Genomic DNA, 21,790 nt, shown 5'->3' on the forward strand with positions numbered 1-21,790 from the left:
CTTGAAAAACATTCACAATGACCATGCACCGCATTCGACATGTGATTACGAACAAAAACAACAGCCGGCCCTTCATCAGGAACCGGCCGGTGCTATAATTTTAGTTCTCCGAGCCTCAGAAGTTCGACAACCGCCTGGGAGCGTCCTTTCACACCAAGCTTCTGCATGGTGTTAGAGATATGGTTACGAACAGTCTTCTCACTAATGAAGAGTTCTTTAGCTATGTCTCGGGTCGTCTTGTCTTGGACAAGCAATTCGAAAACTTCTCTTTCCCTCTTCGTCAGCAAAGGTTTTGGACGGTGATATTCTTCCTTCAAAATTCCCCCTCCTTGCTCAGCAGAAGAGCGGGCGGGGAAGGCTTTTAGTCCTTAACATTTTATGAAAACAAGGACGATGCGTGCTAAGTTTGATTATTTTACGCAAGTGCCCGTAACATTGGTATAACATCGACAACATGACGCTGAATACCTAGCTTATCAGGATCAATACCAAGCGCCAGCCCAATCAATTGGGGCAGATGAAGGACAGGAATGGTTATATCTTGATCAAGTCCTTTTTGCGCGCCCGGCTGATAGGCATCAAGCTGCATCTGGCAAAGCGGGCATGGTGTTACGAGACAGTCCGCACCCGCCTCTTTTGGTGAAAGACAGTTGATTCTGGTTAATTTGTTGACTTCTTTCTCAGCGGGGAATACGGCATGAAAACCGCAACAGGCAAGACGCTGATCAAAATTTACTGTCTCCGCTCCCAACGCTTCTGCAATTAATTCCATGGACTGAGGATTTTTCGGGTTTTCAAAGCCCATAACGTTAGGAGGCATCAGAATATGGCAACCGTAAAAATTTGCCACTTTCAGCCCATTCAGCGGACGTACCACCTTTTCCTTCAGCCGCTCGAGTCCGTAGTCTTCTAAAAGTACCCACAAGAGATGAGTGACTTCAGCTGTACCCTTGTACTGCATCCCTGCTCTTTCTAGGCCCGTATTCACTTTTTCTTTTAATTCGCCATCTTCATCAATCTTTTTCTTCGCTGTTCTGAGCATTAAGGTGCAGGTATTGCATACAGTGACAATCTTTTCAACGCCAAGTTTTTCACCTAAAGCGATATTCCGTGCATTGACCAATGTCGCTGTGAACTCGTCGTAATCCTGGATGTGGCTGGCACCACAACAGGTCCAGCCATCAAGTTCGATGAGTTCAATACCCAAAGCGCGAGCAACTTCCATGGTCGACATCATTAGTTCTTTTTCTGCTGATTTCAGAGTACAGCCTGGGAAAAATCCATATTTAAGATTCACTCTTCTCCACCTCCTTGGCATAATCGTACAGTTCACGAACACCCTTAATTCCATTAACCGGTTTCTGCAGTTCAAGCGGATTAATTTTGCCTGTCTTCATCATCCGTAATGCAAACGGGACTTTTGTCGCGGCAGTCTTAAGCAACCCATCTGTCTTAATTGGAAGCATGGTCTCGTTCAACTGCCCCTTCTTCCATGTATCTTCATAAAACGCGCGCGCATGCCGTGCGCCTTGATTCTTTGTTTCGCCCATCTTCATTGACATGTTTCGAAGTGCCGATATCTCACCGGTAAGGTCAATATGTTTCGGGCAGTTTGAGACGCATTGCATGCAGTGGAGACATTTCCACAATTCATTTTCATAGGCTGGATGTACATGGTCTTCCGAAGCGCAATCGCGTGAATCAACGGCAAACCGGTACGCCTTATTAAAGATAAACGGGTCGAGAAAAGTGCCGTCATTCACCTCAAGCTGGTTGCACTCCGACGTGCAGATCCCGCACAAAATGCAGTCTGTTGCTGAGGAGATTTTTTGAAAATCATCTGCACCCTGAAGAAAGCCGTTTTCTTTCGTACCCGCTTCGATTGGGATCAGCCATGGATTTACCTTTTTCATTTTCTCCATTTTCGGCTCCCAGGCGACCGCGAGATCCCGAATCACCTCAAAATGGCTCATCGGTTCATAGATCAGTCTGTCTGTCTTAAAAAGATTGAGCATAGAATCAAGAGGGGTTTGGCATACCAGAACGGTTTTGCCATTGATCTTGATTGCACAGCTACCGCAAATACCGTGCTGACATGCGGAAGAAAAAACGAGCGTCGAATCAAGCTTCTCTCGAATCATCGTCAGAGACCAGAGAACGGTTCTTCCCTTCTCATAGTCAATCTCGTAATCCTGATTCCACGATTTTTGTCCGTCGTAACGCTTGATTGTGATTTTTAACTTTTTCATCAGTATTTTCGCTCCTCGGGTTGATACGACGTAATCATGACCGGGGCATAATCGAGGCGGAAGCGCCCTTCGTCGTAATAAACAAGCGTATGTTTCAGGTAATTTTTGTCGTCTCTTTGTGTGAAATCGCCTCTGGAGTGAGAGCCTCGGCTTTCTTTACGATTGAGCGCGCCAATGGTGACTGCCTTTGCGAGTTTCAGCAGATTGCCAAGCTCCACATAATTGATAAACGCCATATTATACCGCTCGGATGAATCACCGATATAAGCATCTTTATACTCCTCAATGGCTTCATCAAGCGTGGCTAAGGCTTGTTCTATTTCGCTGCCGACGCGGAAAATACCGACATGATACCACATCGCTTCCGCCATCTTGTCTCTGATTTCGAAGAACTTTATCCCTGCTGTTTTCTTTCGCATCATCTTAAACTTTTCAATCCACTTGTTTTGTTCTTCTTCGAGCTTTTCGATCGATCCGAACTCACGATTTTCCGCTGTTTGGCGCGCGCCAAGCCCTGCATATTTTCCAAAAAGAACGACGTCTGCCACAGAGTTGCCGCCTAATCGGTTTGCTCCATGAATGGAGACGCAGCAGCACTCGCCAACCGCGTGAATACCATGGACGGATGTTGCCAGTGTTTTATAGTCACTGACGCTGATACCGCCCATCATATAATGGCAGCTTGGACGTACCGGCACAGGCTCATGAATAATATCTACACCTTCAAAATTAAGCGCCAGTTCACGAACTTGCGGCAGGCGTTGCATGATCCGTTCTTTGCCAAGATGTCTCAGATCCATCAGCACATAAGAGTTCATGCCTTCGCCAAAACCGCGTCCTTCCTTGATTTCCGTTTCAATCGAACGGGCAACGAGGTCACGAGGACCAAGTTCCATTTTGTCGGGCGCATACCGCTTCATAAAACGCTCGCCATCTTTATTCAAGAGGTAGCCGCCTTCCCCCCGGCAGGCCTCAGATACAAGTACACCGGTAGATGCTAAACCGGTAGGATGAAACTGCACGAATTCCGGATCCTTCAATGGAATGCCGGCATTGAAACAGGCGGCGGTCCCGTCACCCGTCATATTGATGGCGTTCGTAGTCCGGCTCCAGAAGACCCTTCCGAATCCCCCAGTCGCAATGACAACCGCTTTCGCTTGAATGGCCTGGATTTCCCCTTTGCGCATGTCCATGGCAACCAGTCCCTCTAGTTCATTGTCTTTCACCACTAATGAAAGAAGGAACCAGTCATCATAGAAATGAATACCTTGCTGCAGACACTGCTCATACAAGCTATGCAGAATGACATGGCCTGTCTTATCCGCAGAATAACAGGTTCTTGGACTCGAAGCTCCTCCGAATGGCCGTTGAGCGATGTGGCCGTTCTGATCACGTGAGAATGGCACGCCCATGTAATCCAGTTCAGAAATAATTTTTGGCATATTCTCAGTAAAAAACTGCACGGCATCTTGATCGGCGAGAAAATCGCTGCCTTTCACGGTATCCTTAAAATGTTTTTCAATTGAATCGGTTGCATCGCGATAACCAAGTGCAGCATTAATGCCGCCTTGCGCAGCTCCGGTATGCGAACGTGTTGGAAATATTTTCGATAGAACCGCAATCTTAAGCGAGCTGCCATAAGATGCGTTGAGCGCAGCTTGCATACCTGCACCCCCGGCACCAACGACAACAACATCGTACTTCATCATATATGTATTCATCCTCTCATACGCCACATCATCATTTTTTGAAAATCGGCCCGGACATGTTCATTCTCCTGGATCGAGCACTCTATGTATTAATCAAAGCTTTTCAATGTTGGATACGCGTTTGATTGATCCATTTCAAAAATAGTAAATAGACCATATCATTAATATAAGGGGAATAGCACCAGCTCTGCTATGTCGAGCGTCACAAAGTAACTCATGTTCAAATAAATTGCTGATCACTTTTAAATACAGCGGCATTTCTATGAATTCGTGGTCACTGATAAAGAACAGAATATATATGTGATTTGTTTCACAAATAAATAAAAGCTGTTCCCTCTGGTCAAGCGGACAGCTTTATTCTTCGTTCACTATACTTAGTGTTGATATGGATTGGCCATCTGTTCAGGTTTTACATAAGCGTCGAATTCCTCGCTGCTGAGAATGCCAAGCTTTATTGCGGATTCTTTCAAGCTGATCCCTTCTTGATGTGCCAGTTTTGAAATCTTTGCTGCTTTCTCATAACCGATTTTCGGATTAAGAGCGGTTACCAGCATCAGTGAGTGGTGAAGGAAATAATCTACCTTCTCTTGATTCACTTTGATGCCTGTTGCGCAATTCACGTTAAAAGAACGCATTGCATCGGACAGAAGCTTAGCGGATTGCAGAAAATTATAACCGATGACCGGCTTGAATACGTTCAATTCGAAGTTTCCTTGGCTAGCCGCAAAGCCAATCGTAGCGTCATTACCCATTACCTGAACAGTAACCATGGTGACCGCTTCAGCTTGGGTCGGGTTGACTTTACCCGGCATGATGGAGCTTCCCGGTTCATTTGCCGGAATTTCCAGCTCGCCGAGTCCACAGCGCGGTCCGCTAGCCAGCCACCGTACATCGTTCGCAATTTTCATCAGATCTGCGGCGAGAGCTTTCAACGCGCCATGTGCCACCACAACCGCGTCATGACTTGTAAGTGCATGGAACTTGTTCTCCGAAGCGTAAAACGTTTTCCCTGTGATTTTGCTGATTTCTTCGGCGGCTAATTCGCCAAACTGTTCCGGTGCGTTCAAGCCAGTGCCAACTGCTGTTCCGCCAATCGCTAGGCTTTTTAAGTGACCAAGCGTACTCTCAATAAGTTCTTTCGATTCTTTCAGCATAAATGCCCATCCACTTATCTCTTGCCCAACAGTCAGGGGGACCGCGTCTTGCAGATGTGTCCGGCCGATCTTAACGATGTCACTGAATTCCTGCGCCTTTTTATCCAATGTTTCCTTAAGTTCATCTAAAGCAGGAAACAGATCGTCTTCAATGGCTCGAACAGCAGCGATATGTAACGCCGTCGGAAAGGTGTCGTTTGAGCTTTGCGCTTTATTGACATCATCATTTGGATGGACACGCGCGTCGTTCCCTATTTCTTTGAGCAATTGATTCGCACGATTCGCAATGACTTCATTCATGTTCATATTGGATTGCGTGCCGCTTCCCGTCTGCCAGACAACAAGGGGGAATTCCTCATTCCATTTTCCCGCGAGTACTTCGTCGGTTGCCTGAACAATGGCCTTAGCTTTATCTGAATTAAGTGTTTTAAGCTTTTGATTAGCAATTGCTGCGCTTCTTTTTAATACCGCAAATGCTTGAATAATTTCAAGCGGCATGTTTTCCCAGCCGATTTTGAAATTGTCTTTGCTTCTTTGTGTTTGTGCACCCCACAGCCGATCCGCGGGTACTTTGACTTCTCCGAGTGTATCGTGTTCTAATCTGAATTCCATCCTTATCATTCCTTTCAACGTTCTAATTCTAGTGTTACATATAATGAATATTTTGTGAAATATTTATTTTTTATCGATCAAAGAAGCATTCAATGTATAGTATTGACAGGACACTTGATCTAGATGAACATTAGTAGAATGATTTATGCTCTGAACCACAACTCATCATAGTGAAACCGTAAAAAGACAGTTATAATAGTCTGTGGAGGGATTGAAGATGGCGAGAAACGAAACTTGCCCGCAGCCGGAACATTATGGTGATGCTACTGTACCGGCTTTCGGCTATGAATTAATAAGAGACTTACTTATTCCTGAACTACTTGGCAAAGAAACGGCGTCGATTCTCTACTGGTCCGGGCGCAAGTTGGCGAGCCGGTATCCGCTTGAAAACGAACAGCAGATTATCGATTTTTTTGATCGTGCAGGATGGGGAAAATTAGAACAAGTCAGTAAAGTAAAAAATAAAATGACCTTTGAATGTAGTTCGCCACTGATCGAGTCGCGAATTAAAGATTTCCCGGAATCAGGCAGTTTTTCTCTTGAAGCCGGATTCATTGCGGAACAGATTCAGCATCAGACGGGATGCGTTGCGGAAACGTACATGGAGATCAAGTCCGGTCGGCAAAAAAAAGTTGTCTTTCTCATTAAATGGGATGCGAAGGATCCAATTCAGTATGCGTCCGTCTCAGAATGAGCGATAACATCATAATTAAGATGACATAAATGCCGGGCACTTTGCCCGGCATTTTGACTCATTAGCGATTATCACGGCAGTCGTAGCTCTATCTGAACACCTGGAGAACCTAGATTAATTAAACGTTTATACCAATTGGTCAAATAATAATGCCCCTAAGGAATCTAGTGTTCCTTAAGGGCATTTGTTTAACCTTAGTTTGTTACCTGCACCTTTTTATAGGCTGACGGATTCCTCTTCAGCAAGATGAAAGGTTTCATGAAGTGTATCCAACGCTAAAAGAAGTTTGCTTTCGTCAATGATCGTTGAAACTTTGATTTCCGAGGTACTGATCATTTTGACCTTAATTCCCTTTCCGGCGAGTGCGTGAAACATCTGTGCAGCAACTCCCGGGTTAGATGCCATTCCTGAGCCGACGATCGAAACCTTCGCCAACTCGGATTCGAAGATCATCTGATGGTACTCAAGCTCTTTCTCCTGTTCGCGGAGCACGTCCAGTGTCTCATCCAGCACATCATGATCAACAGTGAACGATAGGCTTGTTCTTGCTTCATCAAGCACATTCTGGACGATGACATCGATATTAATATGTTTTGCCGCAATCGCATCGAACACCCGCGAAACAGCTGTCACATTATTCGGCAGTCCGAGCAGCGTCACTTTCGTCACGTTTTTCTCAAAAGCGAGCCCTCTGACCGATTTTGTCTTCTCCATTGATACTTCCTCCTTAATCACCGTGCCCTCTTCATCAGAAAAAGAGGAGCACACCACCAACTCAAGATGGCTGTTCTTCGCGTATTCCACAGCACGAGGATGCAGAACCCCCGCACCAAGATAAGCCATTTCAAGCATTTCATCGTAACTGATTTCCTTCAGTTTTCTCGCCTTGTCCACGTAGCGCGGATCCGTTGTAAAAACACCGGTCACATCTGTGTAGATTTCGCATCGCTGCGCTCCGAATGCTGCAGCAAGTGCCACAGCGGATGTATCCGAGCCGCCTCTGCCGAGCGTTGTGATTGCTCCGTCTTCCGTCACACCTTGGAAACCGGCAACAATCACAATTGATCCTTTTTTCAACTGCGGACGGATCAATGAGGTGTCAATCGACGCGATCCGCGCACTTTCGTGAACTGCTTCTGTTCTGATTCCGGCCTGCCAGCCAGTAAATGAGATTGCATCGTAGCCGCGTTCAATCAGGACCATTGAAAGCAAAGCAATCGTGACCTGTTCGCCCGTCGACAAGAGCACATCCATTTCCCGCTTTGACGGCCTGTCGGAAATCTCGCCGGCCATGGAGACTAGTGAGTCTGTTGTTTTGCCCATGGCTGAGACAACAACAATCACTTGATTGCCGGCTTCTTTCTTCTTTATTACTCTGTCCGCTACCTTCTGCAGCCGTTCCACCGACGCTACCGATGTTCCGCCAAACTTCATTACTGTTAAAGCCACCTACACTCGCTCCTTTAGAATCTGACCGGCATATTCATGCTTCGCTCTCTCTGTGTCCTCTTTTTTAAGAGGGTGTTCAAAAAGTCCGGGAAAAATTGCTGTCGAATCTCTACGTCAACTTGTTTCTCCACTCCTCACGTATTCTTTACATACGCTCCGGTACTCGAAACTGCGTTTTCTTGATCTTCTCGGCCCTTTTTGTCCTCCTTTTTGAACAGACTCTTTAAGAGATGTTCGCATTTTGCTCCTTTTCGAACAAACTCTTTTATAAAGCTGCGGGACATTCTCTTTGATAAGAGCGTGCTCCTTATCATTCATTCTCTTCAGTGACAAAAAGAACAGCGAGAAATCCCCGCTGTTGAACAGTCAATCTTTTTTCAACGTGCTGAGATAGTTCTCCACACTTTTTGCAAGTGTGACAGCCCTGCATTTGTTCAATGCAGGTCCAGCCCGGAAACGAGATGAACCGATTCCGACTTCGGCAGGATTCCCTTTCCGCCGCGGTCAATGAATCTCATCCTTCTCGCGCGGCCTACTTATGAAGACTGCTCCTCTATCACTTCAGATATTTGAAAAATTAAGTTATGGAAATTATAACAAACCTGTTGAATCGAAACAATACCTTTTATTGTGGATTGTCCAGATATTTTCGAACCGATTCAGCGACTTTCTCTGGAAGTCCCGCTTCTTGCAGTTCTGCGCTGCTTGCCTCCCGGATTTTCTTTATTGAACCGAACGTCTGTAACAATTTCTGCTTGCGCTGCTTGCCAATTCCAGGTACATCATCCAATAAGGAATGGATCATCGATTTCTCTCTCACCTGTCTGTGGAAAGTGATTGCAAATCGGTGCACCTCATCCTGTATGCGTTGCAAGAGATAGAATGCCTGGCTGTTTCTTGCCAGAGGAACAACCTGTGGAGGTTCGCCAATCACGAGTTGTGATGTACGGTGTTTGTCATCTTTCACGAGCCCGCACACCGGCACATAAAGTCCAAACTCATTTTCGAGCACATCAATTGCTGCAGATAACTGCCCTTTGCCGCCATCGATCAAAATAAGATCTGGCAGCGGCTTACCTTCCTTCAAAACGCGTGTGTAGCGTCTCCGTACGACTTCACGCATCGTTGCATAATCATCAGGACCATCGACCGTCTTCACCCGATATTTTCGGTAATCACTTTTCTTTGGCCGGCCGTCTTCAAAAACAACCATTGCAGACACAGGATCTGCTCCCTGTATGTTTGAATTGTCAAAGGTCTCAATTCTGCGCGGCGCCGGCATGTCGAGTGCCTCTCCCAATTGTTCTACTGCACCGACCGTTCGTTTTTCATCACGTTCAATTAACGCGAACTTTTCCTTGAGTGCGATTCCGGCATTTTTCACGGCCATTTCAACCAAATCTTTTTTTCTGCCCCTCTGCGGCTGCAGCACTTCGGTTTCTAGCATTTGCTCAATCAGGCTTCGATCTACTGAGTTAGGGATCAGCACTTCTTTAGGTTTTATATGATTCTGGTGGCTATAGAATTGGCCGATAAAGGTCAAAAAGTCCTCTTCCGGCTCTTGATAAAAGGGAAACATGGAAACCTTGCGTTCAATCAGTTTCCCCTGGCGCATGAAAAATACCTGAACGCACATCCAGCCTTTGTCATAGGCATAACCAAAAACGTCACGATTATCCAGATCATTAAAAATGATCTTTTGTTTCTCCATAACGGTTTCAATATTGCTGATCTGATCACGCAGCTCTTTGGCCTTTTCGAAATTGAGCTGATCGGAAGCCTCAAGCATTTCCTTTTGAAGCCTCTTTTTGACATCCTGATAGCCTCCATTTAGGAAACGCGTGATGTCCTCAGCCATATTGGCGTAGGTTTCCTTTGGAATATCATTAACACACGGCGCTAGGCATTGCCCAATATGGTAATAAAGGCAAACCCGATTCGGCAAGGTTCGGCATTTGCGCAGCGGATAAAGATGATCGAGCAAGCGCTTTGTTTCATTCGCCGCCGTCACGTTTGGATACGGACCAAAATATTTGCCGCTCTTGCGATTCACCTTTCGTGTAATTAATAGCCGAGGAAATTTCTCAGAGGTCAGCTTAATATAAGGATAGCTCTTGTCATCCTTCAGCATAATGTTATATCTAGGCTCATATTTTTTTATCAGGTTTATTTCAAGCAGCAGCGATTCGATTTCTGAAGAGACAACGATATATTCAAAATCTGCAATATCCGCGACAAGCCGCTGCGTTTTCGCATCATGCGACCCGCTGAAATACGAATGCACGCGATTGAACAAGTTTTTCGCTTTTCCGACATAGATAATCTGCCCTTGTTCGTTTTTCATCTGATAGCAGCCCGGCTGTTTCGGAAGCAGACTTAGTTTTTCTTTTATTTTTTGACTTGCCATGTTTCAATCATCCTTTAAAAATAGCAACGGAATTTATTAGTGAATTAATTAATGCAAAAACCTTAGGACTGCTTCAATAAGCAAACCCTCGTTCTTATTATCATCGAGATCGGGCAAACATTCAACTGCTAACCATCTGTAATAAGAAAAGGTATATAGCTGTAGACAGAAAAACCGGGACAGCATGCGTTTCACGCAGTGCGTCCCGGTTTTCTTAACAATACATTAGGTGTAACAATCAGCCGATATGTTGCTTGATGCGTTCAGCCAATGCTTCTTTTGGTTGGAAGCCAACCACTTTATCCACAACTTCGCCGTTTTTGAACAAGAACATCGTTGGGATACTCATCACACCATATTTGCTGGCGGTCGCTTGATTTTCATCAACGTCCAGTTTAACAATTTTAAGATTATCCGCTAATTCGGAATCCACTTCATCAAGAACAGGTGCCATCATTTTGCATGGTCCGCACCAGGTTGCCCAAAAGTCGGCAAGAACAAGTCCTTTTGAAGTTTCATCCGCAAAGTTTGCGTCATTTACTTGACTAATAGCCATTACCTAAAAACCTCCTCAAAAAAATCAATATGCTCTATGTCACAAAGTATAGCATGTGCAACCGCTAGATGCCATTATTCAGCTTGGCGCGAGAAATCACTTAAATTCCACAACGGTCACACCGCTTCCGCCTTCGCCTTGTGCACCAAGACGAGAGGCTTTAACACGAGGATGCCGATCGATCAATTGGGTGACACCTTTTCGCAGTGCCCCCGTGCCTTTTCCATGAATTATGGACACCCGCGGATAGCCTGCAAGCATGGCTTCATCCAAATACTTTTCAACCTTTAGCATCGCGTCTTCATAACGCTCGCCGCGAAGATCGAGTTCAGGACGCACGGTCTGTCCCGATGTGCGCACATTAACAACGGGCTTTACTTTTTTCTTTTCTTTAACTCTCTTCAAGTCGCCTGCTTTAACATTCATTTTCAAGATACCGGCTTGAACCAAGTATTCTTGGTCGCTGATTTTATTAACGATATAGCCATCTTGGCCGAAGCTGATAATTTTGACTGCATCGCCCGGCTGGAAGCCTGAAGCTGCTTTTTGAACAGGCTGCTGCGAAGCGGTAGAATTATTTTGCTCAAGCGAATCAAGTGCGTGCGCCAATTTAGTCTTTGCATCGATTAATTGATGTTCTTTAACTTGGCCATTCTTTTTATAATGGCGCAGGTCTTCAATAATTTCTTCAGCTTCCTGGCGTGCGTCTTTAAGTGCGCGCTCTGCCTTTTCCCGTGCTTTTTTCAGAATGTCGTCTTTCGAGCGTTCCAATTCATTGAGCTTCTTAGTCAGAGCGGCTTCCTTTGCCTCCACTTCGAGCTTCAGCTTACGTGCTTTCTCTTCCTCTTCTTCAGCTGCTTTTCTGTTCTTTTCAAGTGACGCGATCATTTTGTCGACCTGATTGGTCTCACGGCTAATCTGGAGGCGAGCGCCGTCAATGATGTCAACTGGCAAGCCAAGCTTCCTCGATATTTCAAAAGCGTTGCTTCGCCCCGGAACCCCAAGTAACAGTCGATAAGTAGGACTCAACGTTTCCACATCGAATTCAACACTGGCGTTCATGACGCCAGGCCGTTCATAGGCGTAGGCTTTCAGTTCACTGTAATGCGTTGTGCATACGATGGTTGCGCCTTTTCCATAAACCGCATCAAGGATAGACATGGACAATGCCGCACCTTCCTGGGGATCGGTGCCGGCGCCGAGTTCGTCAAACAAGACGAGGCTGCTGAAATCAACCTCTTTAAGAATCTCAACAATATTTGTCATATGTGAAGAAAACGTACTGAGACTTTGTTCTATTGACTGCTCATCACCGATGTCAGCAAAAACGTGTCGGAAAATGCTTGCCTCTGAATCTTCATCCACCGGCAACTGTAATCCGGATTGAGCCATCAGCGTCAGCAAGCCAATCGTTTTCAGAGAAACGGTTTTACCGCCAGTATTCGGGCCTGTGATAATCAGCGCATGCGTGTGCTCATCAAAGACGACATCGATCGGTACCACTCGCTCACGGTCAATCAGCGGATGGCGCGCTTTTTTCAAGCGAATAATGCCTTGATCGTTCAATTTCGGTCGCGTTGCCTTCATTTGATGGCCATAAGCAGCTTTCGCAAACACGAAATCCAGCTGGGCAAGAGCTTCTACATTTTCAAGCATGGCCTCTGCGTATTCAGCAGTTTCTTCTGAAAGAACACGCAGGATACGCTCAATCTCATGACGTTCTTTCGCTCTTGCTTCACTTAGCTGGTTATTCAGATCCACAATTGCTTGCGGTTCGATAAACAAGGTTGCTCCCGATGCAGACTGGTCATGCACGATACCGCCGAAAGATCCGCGATATTCTTGTTTGACCGGGATAACCTGACGATCGTTGCGAATGGTAATGATCGCTTCGGATAACATTTTGGCTGTCCCGCTTGATCGAACAATACTCTCGAGTTTCTGTTTTACGCGACTGTCACAAGTCCTGATCTGCCCGCGAATATGCCGTAGAGCCGGACTGGCGGAATCCATGACCCCGCCTTGATCGTCGATTGCGCTACGGATATTTCGTTCCAGTGCTCCCGGTGGATCAATGGTCATTACAAGCTCCATCAAAATAGGCAGATCCAACTCCCGATCCTCTACAAGATCAGAAATAAAGTTTTTCATTAATCTGGATCCTCGAATTGTATCTGCAATATCAATCAATTCTTTTGCTTGAAGAATCCCGCCGATTTTCGATCGTTTCAAAGCCGGGCGGACATCCGTAATGCCGCCAAAAGGAACGGAGCCTTTTAGACGTAGTACTGTCGCGCCCTCATCGGTTTCCTCTTGCCATTTTTTCACTTCGTCAAGATTTCCGGATGGAAAGAGTGCTTCAATCCGGCTTTTTCCTAGTGAAGAGGCTGTATAATGCATCAACTGCTGCTTAATTTTTTCAAATTCAAGTATTCTAAGTGCATGTTCATTCAATGGTTACATCTCCCTAATTGAGGATGCTTCTATCCGTATTCCGGTTTATACCGGCTTTTTTTGCTTGAAAAACTGCTTTAATTCATTTAATGGCAACGTATTGATAACCGTTTTAGGACGGATGCCGCCGCGTACTGCAGTTTGTACACCCAATTCCATATCATCTAACATTTTCAATGAATGACTGTCGGTATCAATAGAAATTTTAACACCGGCGTCTTGAACTTTTTTCAGCCACTTTGAAGAAAGATCCAGACGATGCCTACTTGCATTCAACTCAAGTGCCGTGCCTGTTTCTGCGGCAATCGCGATTAACTTGTCTACATCAACTGCGTAACCATGCCGTTTGCCCAGCATTCGGCCGGTTGGATGGGCAATCAAGCGAACATATGGATTTCTGCAGGCATTTTCCAGACGCTTCATGATTTGTTTCTGGTCTTGAGTAAAGGATGAATGAATGGAAGCAATCACAAAATCCAGCTGGCTCAGTATATCGTCCGGATAATCCAGTGAGCCGTCAGGCAAAATGTCCATTTCTATTCCTGCAAAAAGAGTAAAATCATCGTACATTTCATTAATTTCTGCGACTTTACGAATTTGCTGACTGAGGCGTTCGACTGACAATCCGTTTGCGACCCGTAGCGAGCGCGAATGATCGGTTAGGCAGGCATACTGATAACCCTTCTTCCTCATCGCCTCCGCCATTTCTTCAATGGTATGCGACCCGTCACTCCAGGTGGAGTGCATATGCAGATCGCCTTTAATATCGGAAGGGCAGACCAAATTCAGCGGTCCTTTTTTGGCGAGTTCCAGTTCATCCTTGCCTTCGCGCGCCTGCGGCGGAATAAAATTCAACCCAAAATAACGGTAAAATTCCGTTTCACTTTGGAATACACGCGTTGTGCCATCTTCCCTCTCCACGCCATACTCACTGATCTTCTCATCTCGCTCCTTTGCCAGACGGCGAAGCAGGACATTATGCTCTTTCGAACCTGTAAAATGAAGCAGCATTGACGCATAGGTTTCTGTTGTGGCAAAGCGAAAGTCGACAGAAACATGATTGGGATCATCCAGCTGAATCGTCATTTTCGCGTCGCCCCTGCCGACAACTTGATGAATCTGCAAACGTGCGAGCAGTTCTTCCGCAACTTTTTCAGGATCCGTCGTTTCCACGACAAAATCCAGGTCCTTCATTTTTTCTTTTGCCCGCCGAAGACTTCCGGCATGTGAAAAGCGATTGACAGCTTCAATCGATTGCAAAACACGAGCAATTTGCTCTGCAACCTCAAGCATATAAGGTATAGGCAGAATTTCGGGACGATGCTGACGTTGTTTCAGCAGTTCTAAAAGATGTTCTTCCGTTTTCTTACCGAATCCTGCAAGCTGGCTAATTTTTCCTTGGTCACATGCCTCTTGTAGAGAAGCACGATCTGTTACAGCAAGTTCCCGATATAATTTACCGATCTTTTTACCGCCAAGGCCCGGCAAGCTCAACAATTCAAGTAGGCTGCTCGGAATCTCCTGTTCAAGCTTCTTGAGCACGGTTGATTCACCGCTAGACATTAATTCCTCAATAACTTGAGCGGTTGATCGGCCGATCCCCTTGATTTCACTTAAATTTTGAATGCCGGCCATCGAGCGCGGATCATTCTCCAAGGCGAGCCCTGCGCGATGATAAGCAGCAACTTTAAAAGAATTTTCTCCTTTTATTTCCAAGTACATGGCAATGGTATCGAGTCGATCGATTATTTGTTTTTTATTCATAGAAATCACCTTTTCACTTCAAGCAAAACATCCTTTGTTTCTGCCGATCAGCCCAGCCATCCGCCAAACGCTACCCACATGTCTTTAAACATTTTTGAGAAGACAGGAGTATGCGCGATCATCGATTGTGCGAGCGAGGATTGGCCAATCGATGACTGGATCTCACTGATCGGTGTCAACGAACCGGCATAGAGCAAGAAAAACAGAATTAGATAAACCTCAATAAACCCTAGCAAAGCACCGCTTAAGTGATTAACCGAACGCAGTATCGGCAGTTCCGCAAGAAAATTAAGCATCGAGCCTAGGATATTAAGAATAATCTTAACAGCGATAAACAGGATTACAAAAGCGATCGCCCGATAGTAGGCCGTCTGCAAATCCATATTGCCAAGAAATTGAAACATGTCACTTTGCGATGCAGATGTTGGAAACGGAATCCAGAATTTTAATGTACCTGCAAGTGGTTTATAGTACATCATCGCAATGATGTACGAGATAACAAACCCGGCGAGGTGAACGAGTTGCAAAATCAGTCCGCGTCGGAATCCCATTAAAAAGCCGGAAGCAAGAATGACTAATAAAATCAAATTCAGAAGCATGCGATCTATCCCAACTTTCTTATTTAGCATGATCAAGAAGCACTATTTTCATCGCTGTTCAAATCGGCAGAACTACTTTAAATAAAGCTTGGCGAATTGTGCCGCTTTTTGTTTTTATCATAGCAGAAACTCGTGTTTATGAAAAATAAAGTTATCATGCCTACCTTAGTCATTGATGATTGAGGCGCAATCCGGTCATTATCACAAATAATTCGGTCGTTGTAACAAATATTTCGGTCTTCATTACAAATTATTCGGTCGTTATAACAATTTTTCCGGTCGTCGCAGTGAATAATCCGGTCGTCACGACACCTGCTCCCCCGTATTACAATCTCCGCCTACAGTTTTTACAACGAAGCTTCCTATGGGACAAAAAAACCGGTGCGACTAGTTGTCACATCGGCTCATTATTCAAAGAGTTATCCTCTAAGCTCCGCGCCCAGTTGTTCTGCACAGGCGTTCACTATTTTTTCGTGAACAGCATTAACTTCATCATCGGTCAATGTCCGTTCCGGATCAAAGTAAACTAATGAGAAGGCCATTGACTTTTCATCGTCTGCTACATGGCTGCCTTCATATACATCAAAGAGGTTAACCGATTTAAGAAGCTGCGATCCGTTTTCACGGATGACGCGATAGAGATCTGCTGCAGCAACTGTACGTTTAACCACAAGCGCAATATCTCGTGTGGTTGATGGGAATCGCGGCAAAACGTGATAGTCAATCGCGGCCTCACCATTTCTCAGCAAGGATTCAATCGCAACCTCGAACACAAAGCTTTCATTTAGGCCGCTATCCTTTTGAACTTTCGGATGAAGTGCACCAAGATAACCAATGACTTCTCCATCAAGCAGGACATCCGCGGTTTGTCCCGGATGCATGCCAGTTCTGCGCGATGCGCGATAGTCGATCCGATCGCTGACAGCAAGTGTGTCAAACAACGTTTCGAGAATACCTTTTACTGAAAAAAAGTCTACTGCCAGAGGTTCGCCTTCCCAGTTTCGTTCCTTGCGGTGACCGGAAATCACGCCTGCCAAATGTTCTTCTTCAGCTGGCCGCGCTTCTCCATCGACCGGCAGGAATACTTTGCCGATTTCATAGAATTTGACATCCGGCATTTGTCGATTCAGATGATATTGAACCACATTAATGAGTTGCGGAACAATACTTTGTCGGAGTGCCGCATGCTCTTCACTCATTGGCCAGATGACCTGGGTTGGCTCAAGGCCTTTGTCATGCACAACATAAGAAGAAGCACTCTCTTTTTCTGTTAAAGAATACGTATAGACCTGACTTAATCCGATACTCTCCATCAATACCTCTGTCCTTCGGCGGATCTTCTGGTATGGTGTGAGTGCAGCATGAGAAGACGTACCTTCAGGAAGTGTCGCCGGAATATGATTATACCCATAGACACGACCCACTTCTTCAACGAGATCCTCCGGAATGGTTACATCGAAACGCCTTGTCGGCACCGTTACATGCATGACATCATTCTCAACATCGACCGCAAAATTCAGCCGCTTTAAGATTCCGGTAATTTGTTCGCAAGTCAGATCGGACCCGAGCACCTTGTTGATTTTTTGCCACGGCATCGTAATGATTTGGTCCGGTACTGTCCTGTCACCTGACTCAACGATGCCCTTCAGCACGGTCGCATGAGCGTAGAGCGAGAGCAATTCTGCAGCGCGGTCTGCGGCAAGTGCAACCCGGTTGCGATCTAATCCCTTCTCATAACGGCTGCTTGCTTCCGAACGCAGTTGAAGCCGAGATGCTGTTTTGCGGACCGTCAAAGAGTCGAAAATAGCCGCTTCAAGAAGCACTGTTTTTGTTGCATCGGAAACTTCTGTATTCTCTCCACCCATGACACCGGCAACTGCTACACCTTTTTTTCCGTTAGTAATTAAGAGATCTTCAGGAGTCAGTGTTCTTTTTTGCCCATCAAGTGTGGTTATTTCTTCATTTTCTCCGGCATAACGGACAAGGACATGATCCGATCCGAACGTATCATAATCAAAGGTATGAAGCGGCTGTCCGTATTCGAGCATCACATAATTCGAAATATCAACCACGTTGCTGATCGGACGCACTCCTGCGGCGATCAAGCGCAGTTGTATCCAGCGCGGAGACGGAGCAACTTCGATACCGGTCATCAGGCGAGCACCATAATAAGGCACTTTATCTGATGCTTCAACAGAAATGCTGACTTTTTCGTCGGCTGCTTGATCTAATTCATTAACTACAGGTGTTTTCAGTTGAATCGGTCGGTCAAGAATGGCACTCACTTCATAGGCGACGCCAATCATGTTCATACAATGCGCACTGCTCACCAAGATATCTAAATCGAGAATCGCATCATCGAGATTCAAGTAAGGCAGTGCATCTTCACCCACCGGTACTTCATCGTCAAAAACATAAATGCCATCTTCGTAAGGTGCCAGTGACTTGTCAACGCCCAATTCGCTCAGCGCGCACAGCATACCGTTCGATTCCACGCCTCGGAATTTTGACCGCCTGATCTTAACATTACCTGCAATTCTTGCGCCGTTCGTTGCAACCGGAACCTTCTGGCCCGCCGCAACATTCGGTGCACCACAGACAATCTGCACCGTTTCCGACCCTAAATCAACCTGGCACACATGCAGATGATCCGAATCAGGATGTGGCTCACACGTTAAAACTTTTCCGATAACAATTCCTTTTAAACCTTTTCCGGGATAGGAGATATGCTCCACCTCAATACCCGCGTTCGTAATTCTTTCCGCCAATTCTTCTGGCGAAAATCCTTGTAAATCAACATAGTCTTGTAACCATTTGTAGGAAACCAGCATCTTTTTCTCTCCCCTTTACGCCCGATTAAATTGTTTCAGAAAACGAATATCGTCCGTATAGAAATTCCTAATATCTTCAATCCCGTATTTCAACATCGCAATACGCTCCGGTCCCATGCCAAAAGCAAAACCGGTATACTCGCTCGGATCAAATCCGGACATACGCAGCACATTTGGGTGTACCATGCCGGCACCGAGTATTTCGATCCAACCGGTACCCTTGCAGACGTTACAGCCATGACCGCCGCACCTGAAGCAGGAAATATCCATTTCTACGGAAGGTTCGGTAAAAGGGAAGAAACTTGGACGAAGGCGGATTTCACGATCAGCACCAAACATGTGCTTCGCAAATACAGTTAAAATTCCCTTTAAATCACTTAGTCTCACGTTATGATCCACATAAAGCCCTTCAATCTGCATAAATTGATGGGAGTGGGTGGCATCATCATTATCTCGCCGATACACCTTGCCAGGACAAATAACTTTTACAGGACCCACACCTTTATGCTTTTCAAGTGTGTGTGCCTGTACTGGCGATGTATGGGTGCGCATCAAAATTTCATCGGTAATGTAAAAGGAATCCTGCATATCACGCGCCGGGTGATCCTTCGGAAGATTCAGCGCTTCAAAGTTGTAATAATCTTGTTCAACCTCCGGACCCTCTTCAATTGAAAATCCAAGACCAATGAACAAATCTTCGACTTCACGAATGATTGATCCGAGTAAGTGGTGATTGCCCGTCACTGTTTTTCGTCCTGGAAGTGTCACATCGATTTTTTCACTTTCCAGCTTCATCTCAAGTAGTTTAGCTTCCAGATCTGCTTTCTTTTCCTCGATTTTTGCGGCAATCATTTTGCGTACTTCATTTGCGAGCTGCCCCACAACCGGGCGTTCTTCAGCAGAAAGTTTGCCCATGCCTTTCAATACTTCAGTAATTGGGCCTTTCTTGCCGAGAAAACGGACATGAACATCTTGAAGTGCTTTTAGACCGTCCGCTGAGCCAATGTTCTCGATTGCCTGTTCACGCAGTTCAAGCAGTTTCTCTTTTAACATCTGTCTTCATCCCTTCACTCTATTTTCGTAAAAACAAAAAAGCTCCGTCCCTGAAAAGGGACGAAGCGTCGCGGTACCACCCTCGTTGACAGTCTGAAAACAACTGCCCACTCAAAAACGTCTAACGGCGAATGCCGGCCCATCCTAGACCGGCTACTCTAACCGGTGTTCAAACGGCAACTCAAGAGTGAATTCATTCCGCCCGTTTCATAAGCGCGCTTGCAGTCGGTGACGCGCTCTCCCTTGATGCCGGTGCCGAATTACTACTCTCCATCACAGTTTCTTCATTCATGTTGTTCAATTGTTCATGCAAACAATTGATGAGAATCTTTTCCTAGTATAGGCAATTTCAAATGGTTATGCAAGCCCCTCCGCCTGCAGCCAATAAAGCAGGATGCCTGTAGCTACCGCCACATTAAGCGATTCTGCTCGACCGGCCATCGGAATTTTCACTTGCAGATCCATTTCGGCAAGCAGTTCAGGTGATGCTCCATTCCCTTCATTACCAACAACAAGACCATAGTAAGGACTGCTCACTGAAGCTTGATGAAGTTCATTGCCTTGTAACGAAGATCCATATAATGGAATAGCCAACTCTTTCATTTCATTCGCCAAACTGAACAAATTATGATGAATGACCGGCAAATGAAAGTGAGATCCTTGAGCCGATCGCAACGTCTTGGCATTATGACCATCCACACAGCCATCCCCGAGAAAAACGGCGTCAAGCCCGAATGCGTCGGCAGTCCGGATCAATGTACCTAAATTGCCGGGATCTTGCACACCATCAACTAGCAGATAGCGACCGGGACGCAATTTTACTGAAGCACGGCTCATATCGCATACAGCGATGATCCCTTGAGGTGTTTCCGTCTCCGATAGTTCTGTAAAGATTTTGTGCGTGACTTGAAAAACTTCAATTGAATCGAGCGGCCAATCAGCCGGAAGATGAAACCCTTCGTCAATCAGTATTGTATTTACGCGTTCACGTGCCGAAAAAACCGCTTCTTGCACAAGGTGCGGACCTTCAAGCAAATACTTTTGCTCGCGGTCGCGCCATTTTCTTATCTTTAATTTTTTCCATAATTTCACTTTTTCATTTTGCAAAGACACCATTCGTCGCACACAAAAGAACCCCTTTAAAAACGGTACATCAGTAAACTTGGCTTCGCAAAACCCTTAGAATGAGCGAAGTCTTAGTTGTGACGGCCATGACGGCCTAATGTCGGATTTGCCACAGGACGTGGCGTTTTTATCCGACTACTTATACTGGTTTCCACTAATTCCTCATAAGTTGCTTGCCAGTATAAATGCCCGCATATTAACCATACTATACCATATCACCAGCATTAAGTGCTCAAAGAAAGGGGTATGCGATTTTATGGATTTGGACATTCGCCGTGCAGTTCTGCACAATTTATCAGGTAACAACAAGCAACAACTTCAAGATACCGTCGTTGACGCGATTCAGAATGGGCAGGAAAAAATGCTTCCTGGGCTCGGCGTTCTTTTCGAAGTCATTTGGAATAAATCGGACAACGCATTTCGTGATCAATTGCTCACACGTTTGGAGCAGGGCGTTTAACATCAATTAAAAGATGAAAATCGGGAGACGATCCTCCCGATTTTTTCTGTGCTGTTTATTACGAATGTACGTTCCTGACATTCTCATAAAATGCTATAATTAAAAAGGCAGTAAAGTATATGAGCGGATGCGGTGACACCCTTGTGAAAGGGGGTGAAGCCATTGACGACTTATCAGGTACTGACATTAATGATTAGTTTCGCTATGTTGGTGCTCATGATTGTGTCGTTTAAAAACAAAAAATAATCCGTCTCATATGCTCTGCAGAAGCTGAGATGGATTATTCCTTCAAGCACTGCATCCGCTCTTATCGCGGATATTGCCCTCACCGTCAGTGTTCCCGCACTGGCGGTTTTTATCGATGTTTCTTATGACTTTATTATACCAAGTTCATCTAAAAAGATGCAATGGGTGGTTCCTGTATACATTTAGGATTGTTTCCAGATCTGTATGATAATACGTAGGCTTTTTGTCAACCTGATGATACAGAAACATATTGAACATATTTCCCCCTTGATCTCTTCATAATGGTTCAAGCTTAGCGCTTAATATGATTCATCAATTCCCGAAATTCAACAATGTCCTGATAAAAAAAGATACTACACCCCTTATCAAAAAATTGTTCTGCTTTCTTCATTAATTTTTGTTCACAGCAGAGTCGCATTATACGATTG

17 protein-coding genes, 1 riboswitch and 1 other annotated feature are annotated in these 21,790 nt (G+C 45.4%); of the genes, 3 read left to right on the forward strand and 14 right to left on the reverse strand.

Features of this window, described 5'->3' with window-relative positions:
* Nucleotides 1-92 precede the first annotated feature (92 nt).
* The 5 genes from P343_RS21015 to fumC all read right to left on the reverse strand — a co-directional run bounded on the left by P343_RS21015 (nt 93) and on the right by fumC (nt 5,724).
* Nucleotides 93-317, reverse strand: a complete 225-nt coding sequence (locus tag P343_RS21015; protein WP_010026148.1) for a helix-turn-helix domain-containing protein — start codon at nt 315-317, stop codon at nt 93-95.
* 98 nt (nt 318-415) lie between these two features.
* Nucleotides 416-1,297 (reverse strand): CoB--CoM heterodisulfide reductase iron-sulfur subunit B family protein, encoded by an 882-nt coding sequence (locus P343_RS21020; protein ID WP_023508673.1) that lies wholly within the window; start codon nt 1,295-1,297, stop codon nt 416-418.
* On the reverse strand, nt 1,287-2,249 hold the full coding sequence (locus P343_RS21025) for a succinate dehydrogenase/fumarate reductase iron-sulfur subunit (protein WP_023508674.1): 963 nt from the start codon (nt 2,247-2,249) through the stop codon (nt 1,287-1,289). The genes P343_RS21020 and P343_RS21025 overlap by 11 nt, the downstream gene beginning before the upstream one ends.
* Entirely contained in the window at nt 2,249-3,958 is a 1,710-nt protein-coding gene (locus P343_RS21030) for an FAD-binding protein (RefSeq protein WP_023508675.1), read from the reverse strand. Before P343_RS21030 ends, P343_RS21025 begins: the two co-directional genes overlap by 1 nt.
* Before the next feature lie 374 nt (nt 3,959-4,332).
* A complete protein-coding gene (fumC, locus tag P343_RS21035; RefSeq protein ID WP_023508676.1) occupies nt 4,333-5,724 on the reverse strand; it encodes a class II fumarate hydratase in 1,392 nt (463 codons plus the stop codon).
* Nucleotides 5,725-5,941: 217 nt separating this feature from the next.
* Between fumC and P343_RS21040 the strand changes: the two genes are divergently transcribed.
* Entirely contained in the window at nt 5,942-6,418 is a 477-nt protein-coding gene (locus P343_RS21040) for a YslB family protein (protein ID WP_023508677.1), read from the forward strand.
* Between the two features lie 216 nt (nt 6,419-6,634).
* On the opposite strand, the gene P343_RS21045 is transcribed toward P343_RS21040, so the two are convergent.
* From P343_RS21045 to P343_RS21095, 9 genes are all read right to left on the reverse strand, one after another.
* Nucleotides 6,635-7,867, reverse strand: coding sequence for an aspartate kinase (locus tag P343_RS21045; protein ID WP_031263545.1), 1,233 nt, complete (start codon nt 7,865-7,867; stop codon nt 6,635-6,637).
* 383 nt (nt 7,868-8,250) lie between these two features.
* Nucleotides 8,251-8,431: riboswitch (Lysine riboswitch) on the reverse strand.
* A gap of 61 nt (nt 8,432-8,492) precedes the next feature.
* A complete protein-coding gene (uvrC, locus tag P343_RS21060; protein ID WP_023508681.1) occupies nt 8,493-10,274 on the reverse strand; it encodes an excinuclease ABC subunit UvrC in 1,782 nt (593 codons plus the stop codon).
* Between the two features lie 238 nt (nt 10,275-10,512).
* Entirely contained in the window at nt 10,513-10,830 is a 318-nt protein-coding gene (trxA, locus tag P343_RS21065) for a thioredoxin (RefSeq protein WP_023508682.1), read from the reverse strand.
* Nucleotides 10,831-10,926: 96 nt separating this feature from the next.
* Nucleotides 10,927-13,284 carry an endonuclease MutS2 gene (locus P343_RS21070; RefSeq protein WP_023508683.1) on the reverse strand — a complete coding sequence of 786 codons (2,358 nt, stop codon included), beginning with the start codon at nt 13,282-13,284 and terminating at the stop codon, nt 10,927-10,929.
* Between the two features lie 45 nt (nt 13,285-13,329).
* Nucleotides 13,330-15,048, reverse strand: a complete 1,719-nt coding sequence (gene polX, locus P343_RS21075) for a DNA polymerase/3'-5' exonuclease PolX (protein WP_023508684.1) — start codon at nt 15,046-15,048, stop codon at nt 13,330-13,332.
* Nucleotides 15,049-15,095: 47 nt separating this feature from the next.
* On the reverse strand, nt 15,096-15,647 hold the full coding sequence (locus tag P343_RS21080; RefSeq protein ID WP_031263546.1) for a CvpA family protein: 552 nt from the start codon (nt 15,645-15,647) through the stop codon (nt 15,096-15,098).
* 419 nt (nt 15,648-16,066) lie between these two features.
* Nucleotides 16,067-18,478, reverse strand: a complete 2,412-nt coding sequence (pheT, locus tag P343_RS21085) for a phenylalanine--tRNA ligase subunit beta (RefSeq protein ID WP_023508686.1) — start codon at nt 18,476-18,478, stop codon at nt 16,067-16,069.
* Nucleotides 18,479-18,493: 15 nt separating this feature from the next.
* Nucleotides 18,494-19,531 carry a phenylalanine--tRNA ligase subunit alpha gene (gene pheS, locus P343_RS21090; RefSeq protein ID WP_023508687.1) on the reverse strand — a complete coding sequence of 346 codons (1,038 nt, stop codon included), beginning with the start codon at nt 19,529-19,531 and terminating at the stop codon, nt 18,494-18,496.
* A gap of 53 nt (nt 19,532-19,584) precedes the next feature.
* Nucleotides 19,585-19,817: a binding site (T-box leader), on the reverse strand.
* A gap of 71 nt (nt 19,818-19,888) precedes the next feature.
* Nucleotides 19,889-20,647, reverse strand: coding sequence for a TrmH family RNA methyltransferase (locus tag P343_RS21095; protein WP_037593775.1), 759 nt, complete (start codon nt 20,645-20,647; stop codon nt 19,889-19,891).
* A gap of 265 nt (nt 20,648-20,912) precedes the next feature.
* Between P343_RS21095 and sspI the strand changes: the two genes are divergently transcribed.
* Entirely contained in the window at nt 20,913-21,116 is a 204-nt protein-coding gene (gene sspI, locus P343_RS21100) for a small acid-soluble spore protein SspI (protein WP_023508689.1), read from the forward strand.
* 153 nt (nt 21,117-21,269) lie between these two features.
* On the forward strand, nt 21,270-21,362 hold the full coding sequence (locus P343_RS37725; RefSeq protein WP_422784799.1) for a putative holin-like toxin: 93 nt from the start codon (nt 21,270-21,272) through the stop codon (nt 21,360-21,362).
* The last annotated feature ends 428 nt before the right edge of the window (nt 21,363-21,790 follow it).

The organism is Sporolactobacillus laevolacticus DSM 442 (assembly GCF_000497245.1).
Taxonomy (GTDB): domain Bacteria; phylum Bacillota; class Bacilli; order Bacillales; family Sporolactobacillaceae; genus Sporolactobacillus; species Sporolactobacillus laevolacticus.

What these genes read in the sequence shown, in the direction of transcription:
- P343_RS21025 (WP_023508674.1), bottom strand. Translation starts at nt 2,249, where the DNA reads ATGAAAAAGTTAAAAATCACAATCAAGCGTTACGACGGACAAAAATCG.
- P343_RS21030 (WP_023508675.1), bottom strand. Translation starts at nt 3,958, where the DNA reads ATGATGAAGTACGATGTTGTTGTCGTTGGTGCCGGGGGTGCAGGTATG.
- fumC (WP_023508676.1), bottom strand. Translation starts at nt 5,724, where the DNA reads ATGGAATTCAGATTAGAACACGATACACTCGGAGAAGTCAAAGTACCC.
- P343_RS21040 (WP_023508677.1), top strand. Translation starts at nt 5,942, where the DNA reads ATGGCGAGAAACGAAACTTGCCCGCAGCCGGAACATTATGGTGATGCT.
- uvrC (WP_023508681.1), bottom strand. Translation starts at nt 10,274, where the DNA reads ATGGCAAGTCAAAAAATAAAAGAAAAACTAAGTCTGCTTCCGAAACAG.
- trxA (WP_023508682.1), bottom strand. Translation starts at nt 10,830, where the DNA reads ATGGCTATTAGTCAAGTAAATGACGCAAACTTTGCGGATGAAACTTCA.
- polX (WP_023508684.1), bottom strand. Translation starts at nt 15,048, where the DNA reads ATGAATAAAAAACAAATAATCGATCGACTCGATACCATTGCCATGTAC.
- P343_RS21080 (WP_031263546.1), bottom strand. Translation starts at nt 15,647, where the DNA reads ATGCTTCTGAATTTGATTTTATTAGTCATTCTTGCTTCCGGCTTTTTA.
- pheT (WP_023508686.1), bottom strand. Translation starts at nt 18,478, where the DNA reads ATGCTGGTTTCCTACAAATGGTTACAAGACTATGTTGATTTACAAGGA.
- pheS (WP_023508687.1), bottom strand. Translation starts at nt 19,531, where the DNA reads ATGTTAAAAGAGAAACTGCTTGAACTGCGTGAACAGGCAATCGAGAAC.
- P343_RS21095 (WP_037593775.1), bottom strand. Translation starts at nt 20,647, where the DNA reads ATGGTGTCTTTGCAAAATGAAAAAGTGAAATTATGGAAAAAATTAAAG.
- sspI (WP_023508689.1), top strand. Translation starts at nt 20,913, where the DNA reads ATGGATTTGGACATTCGCCGTGCAGTTCTGCACAATTTATCAGGTAAC.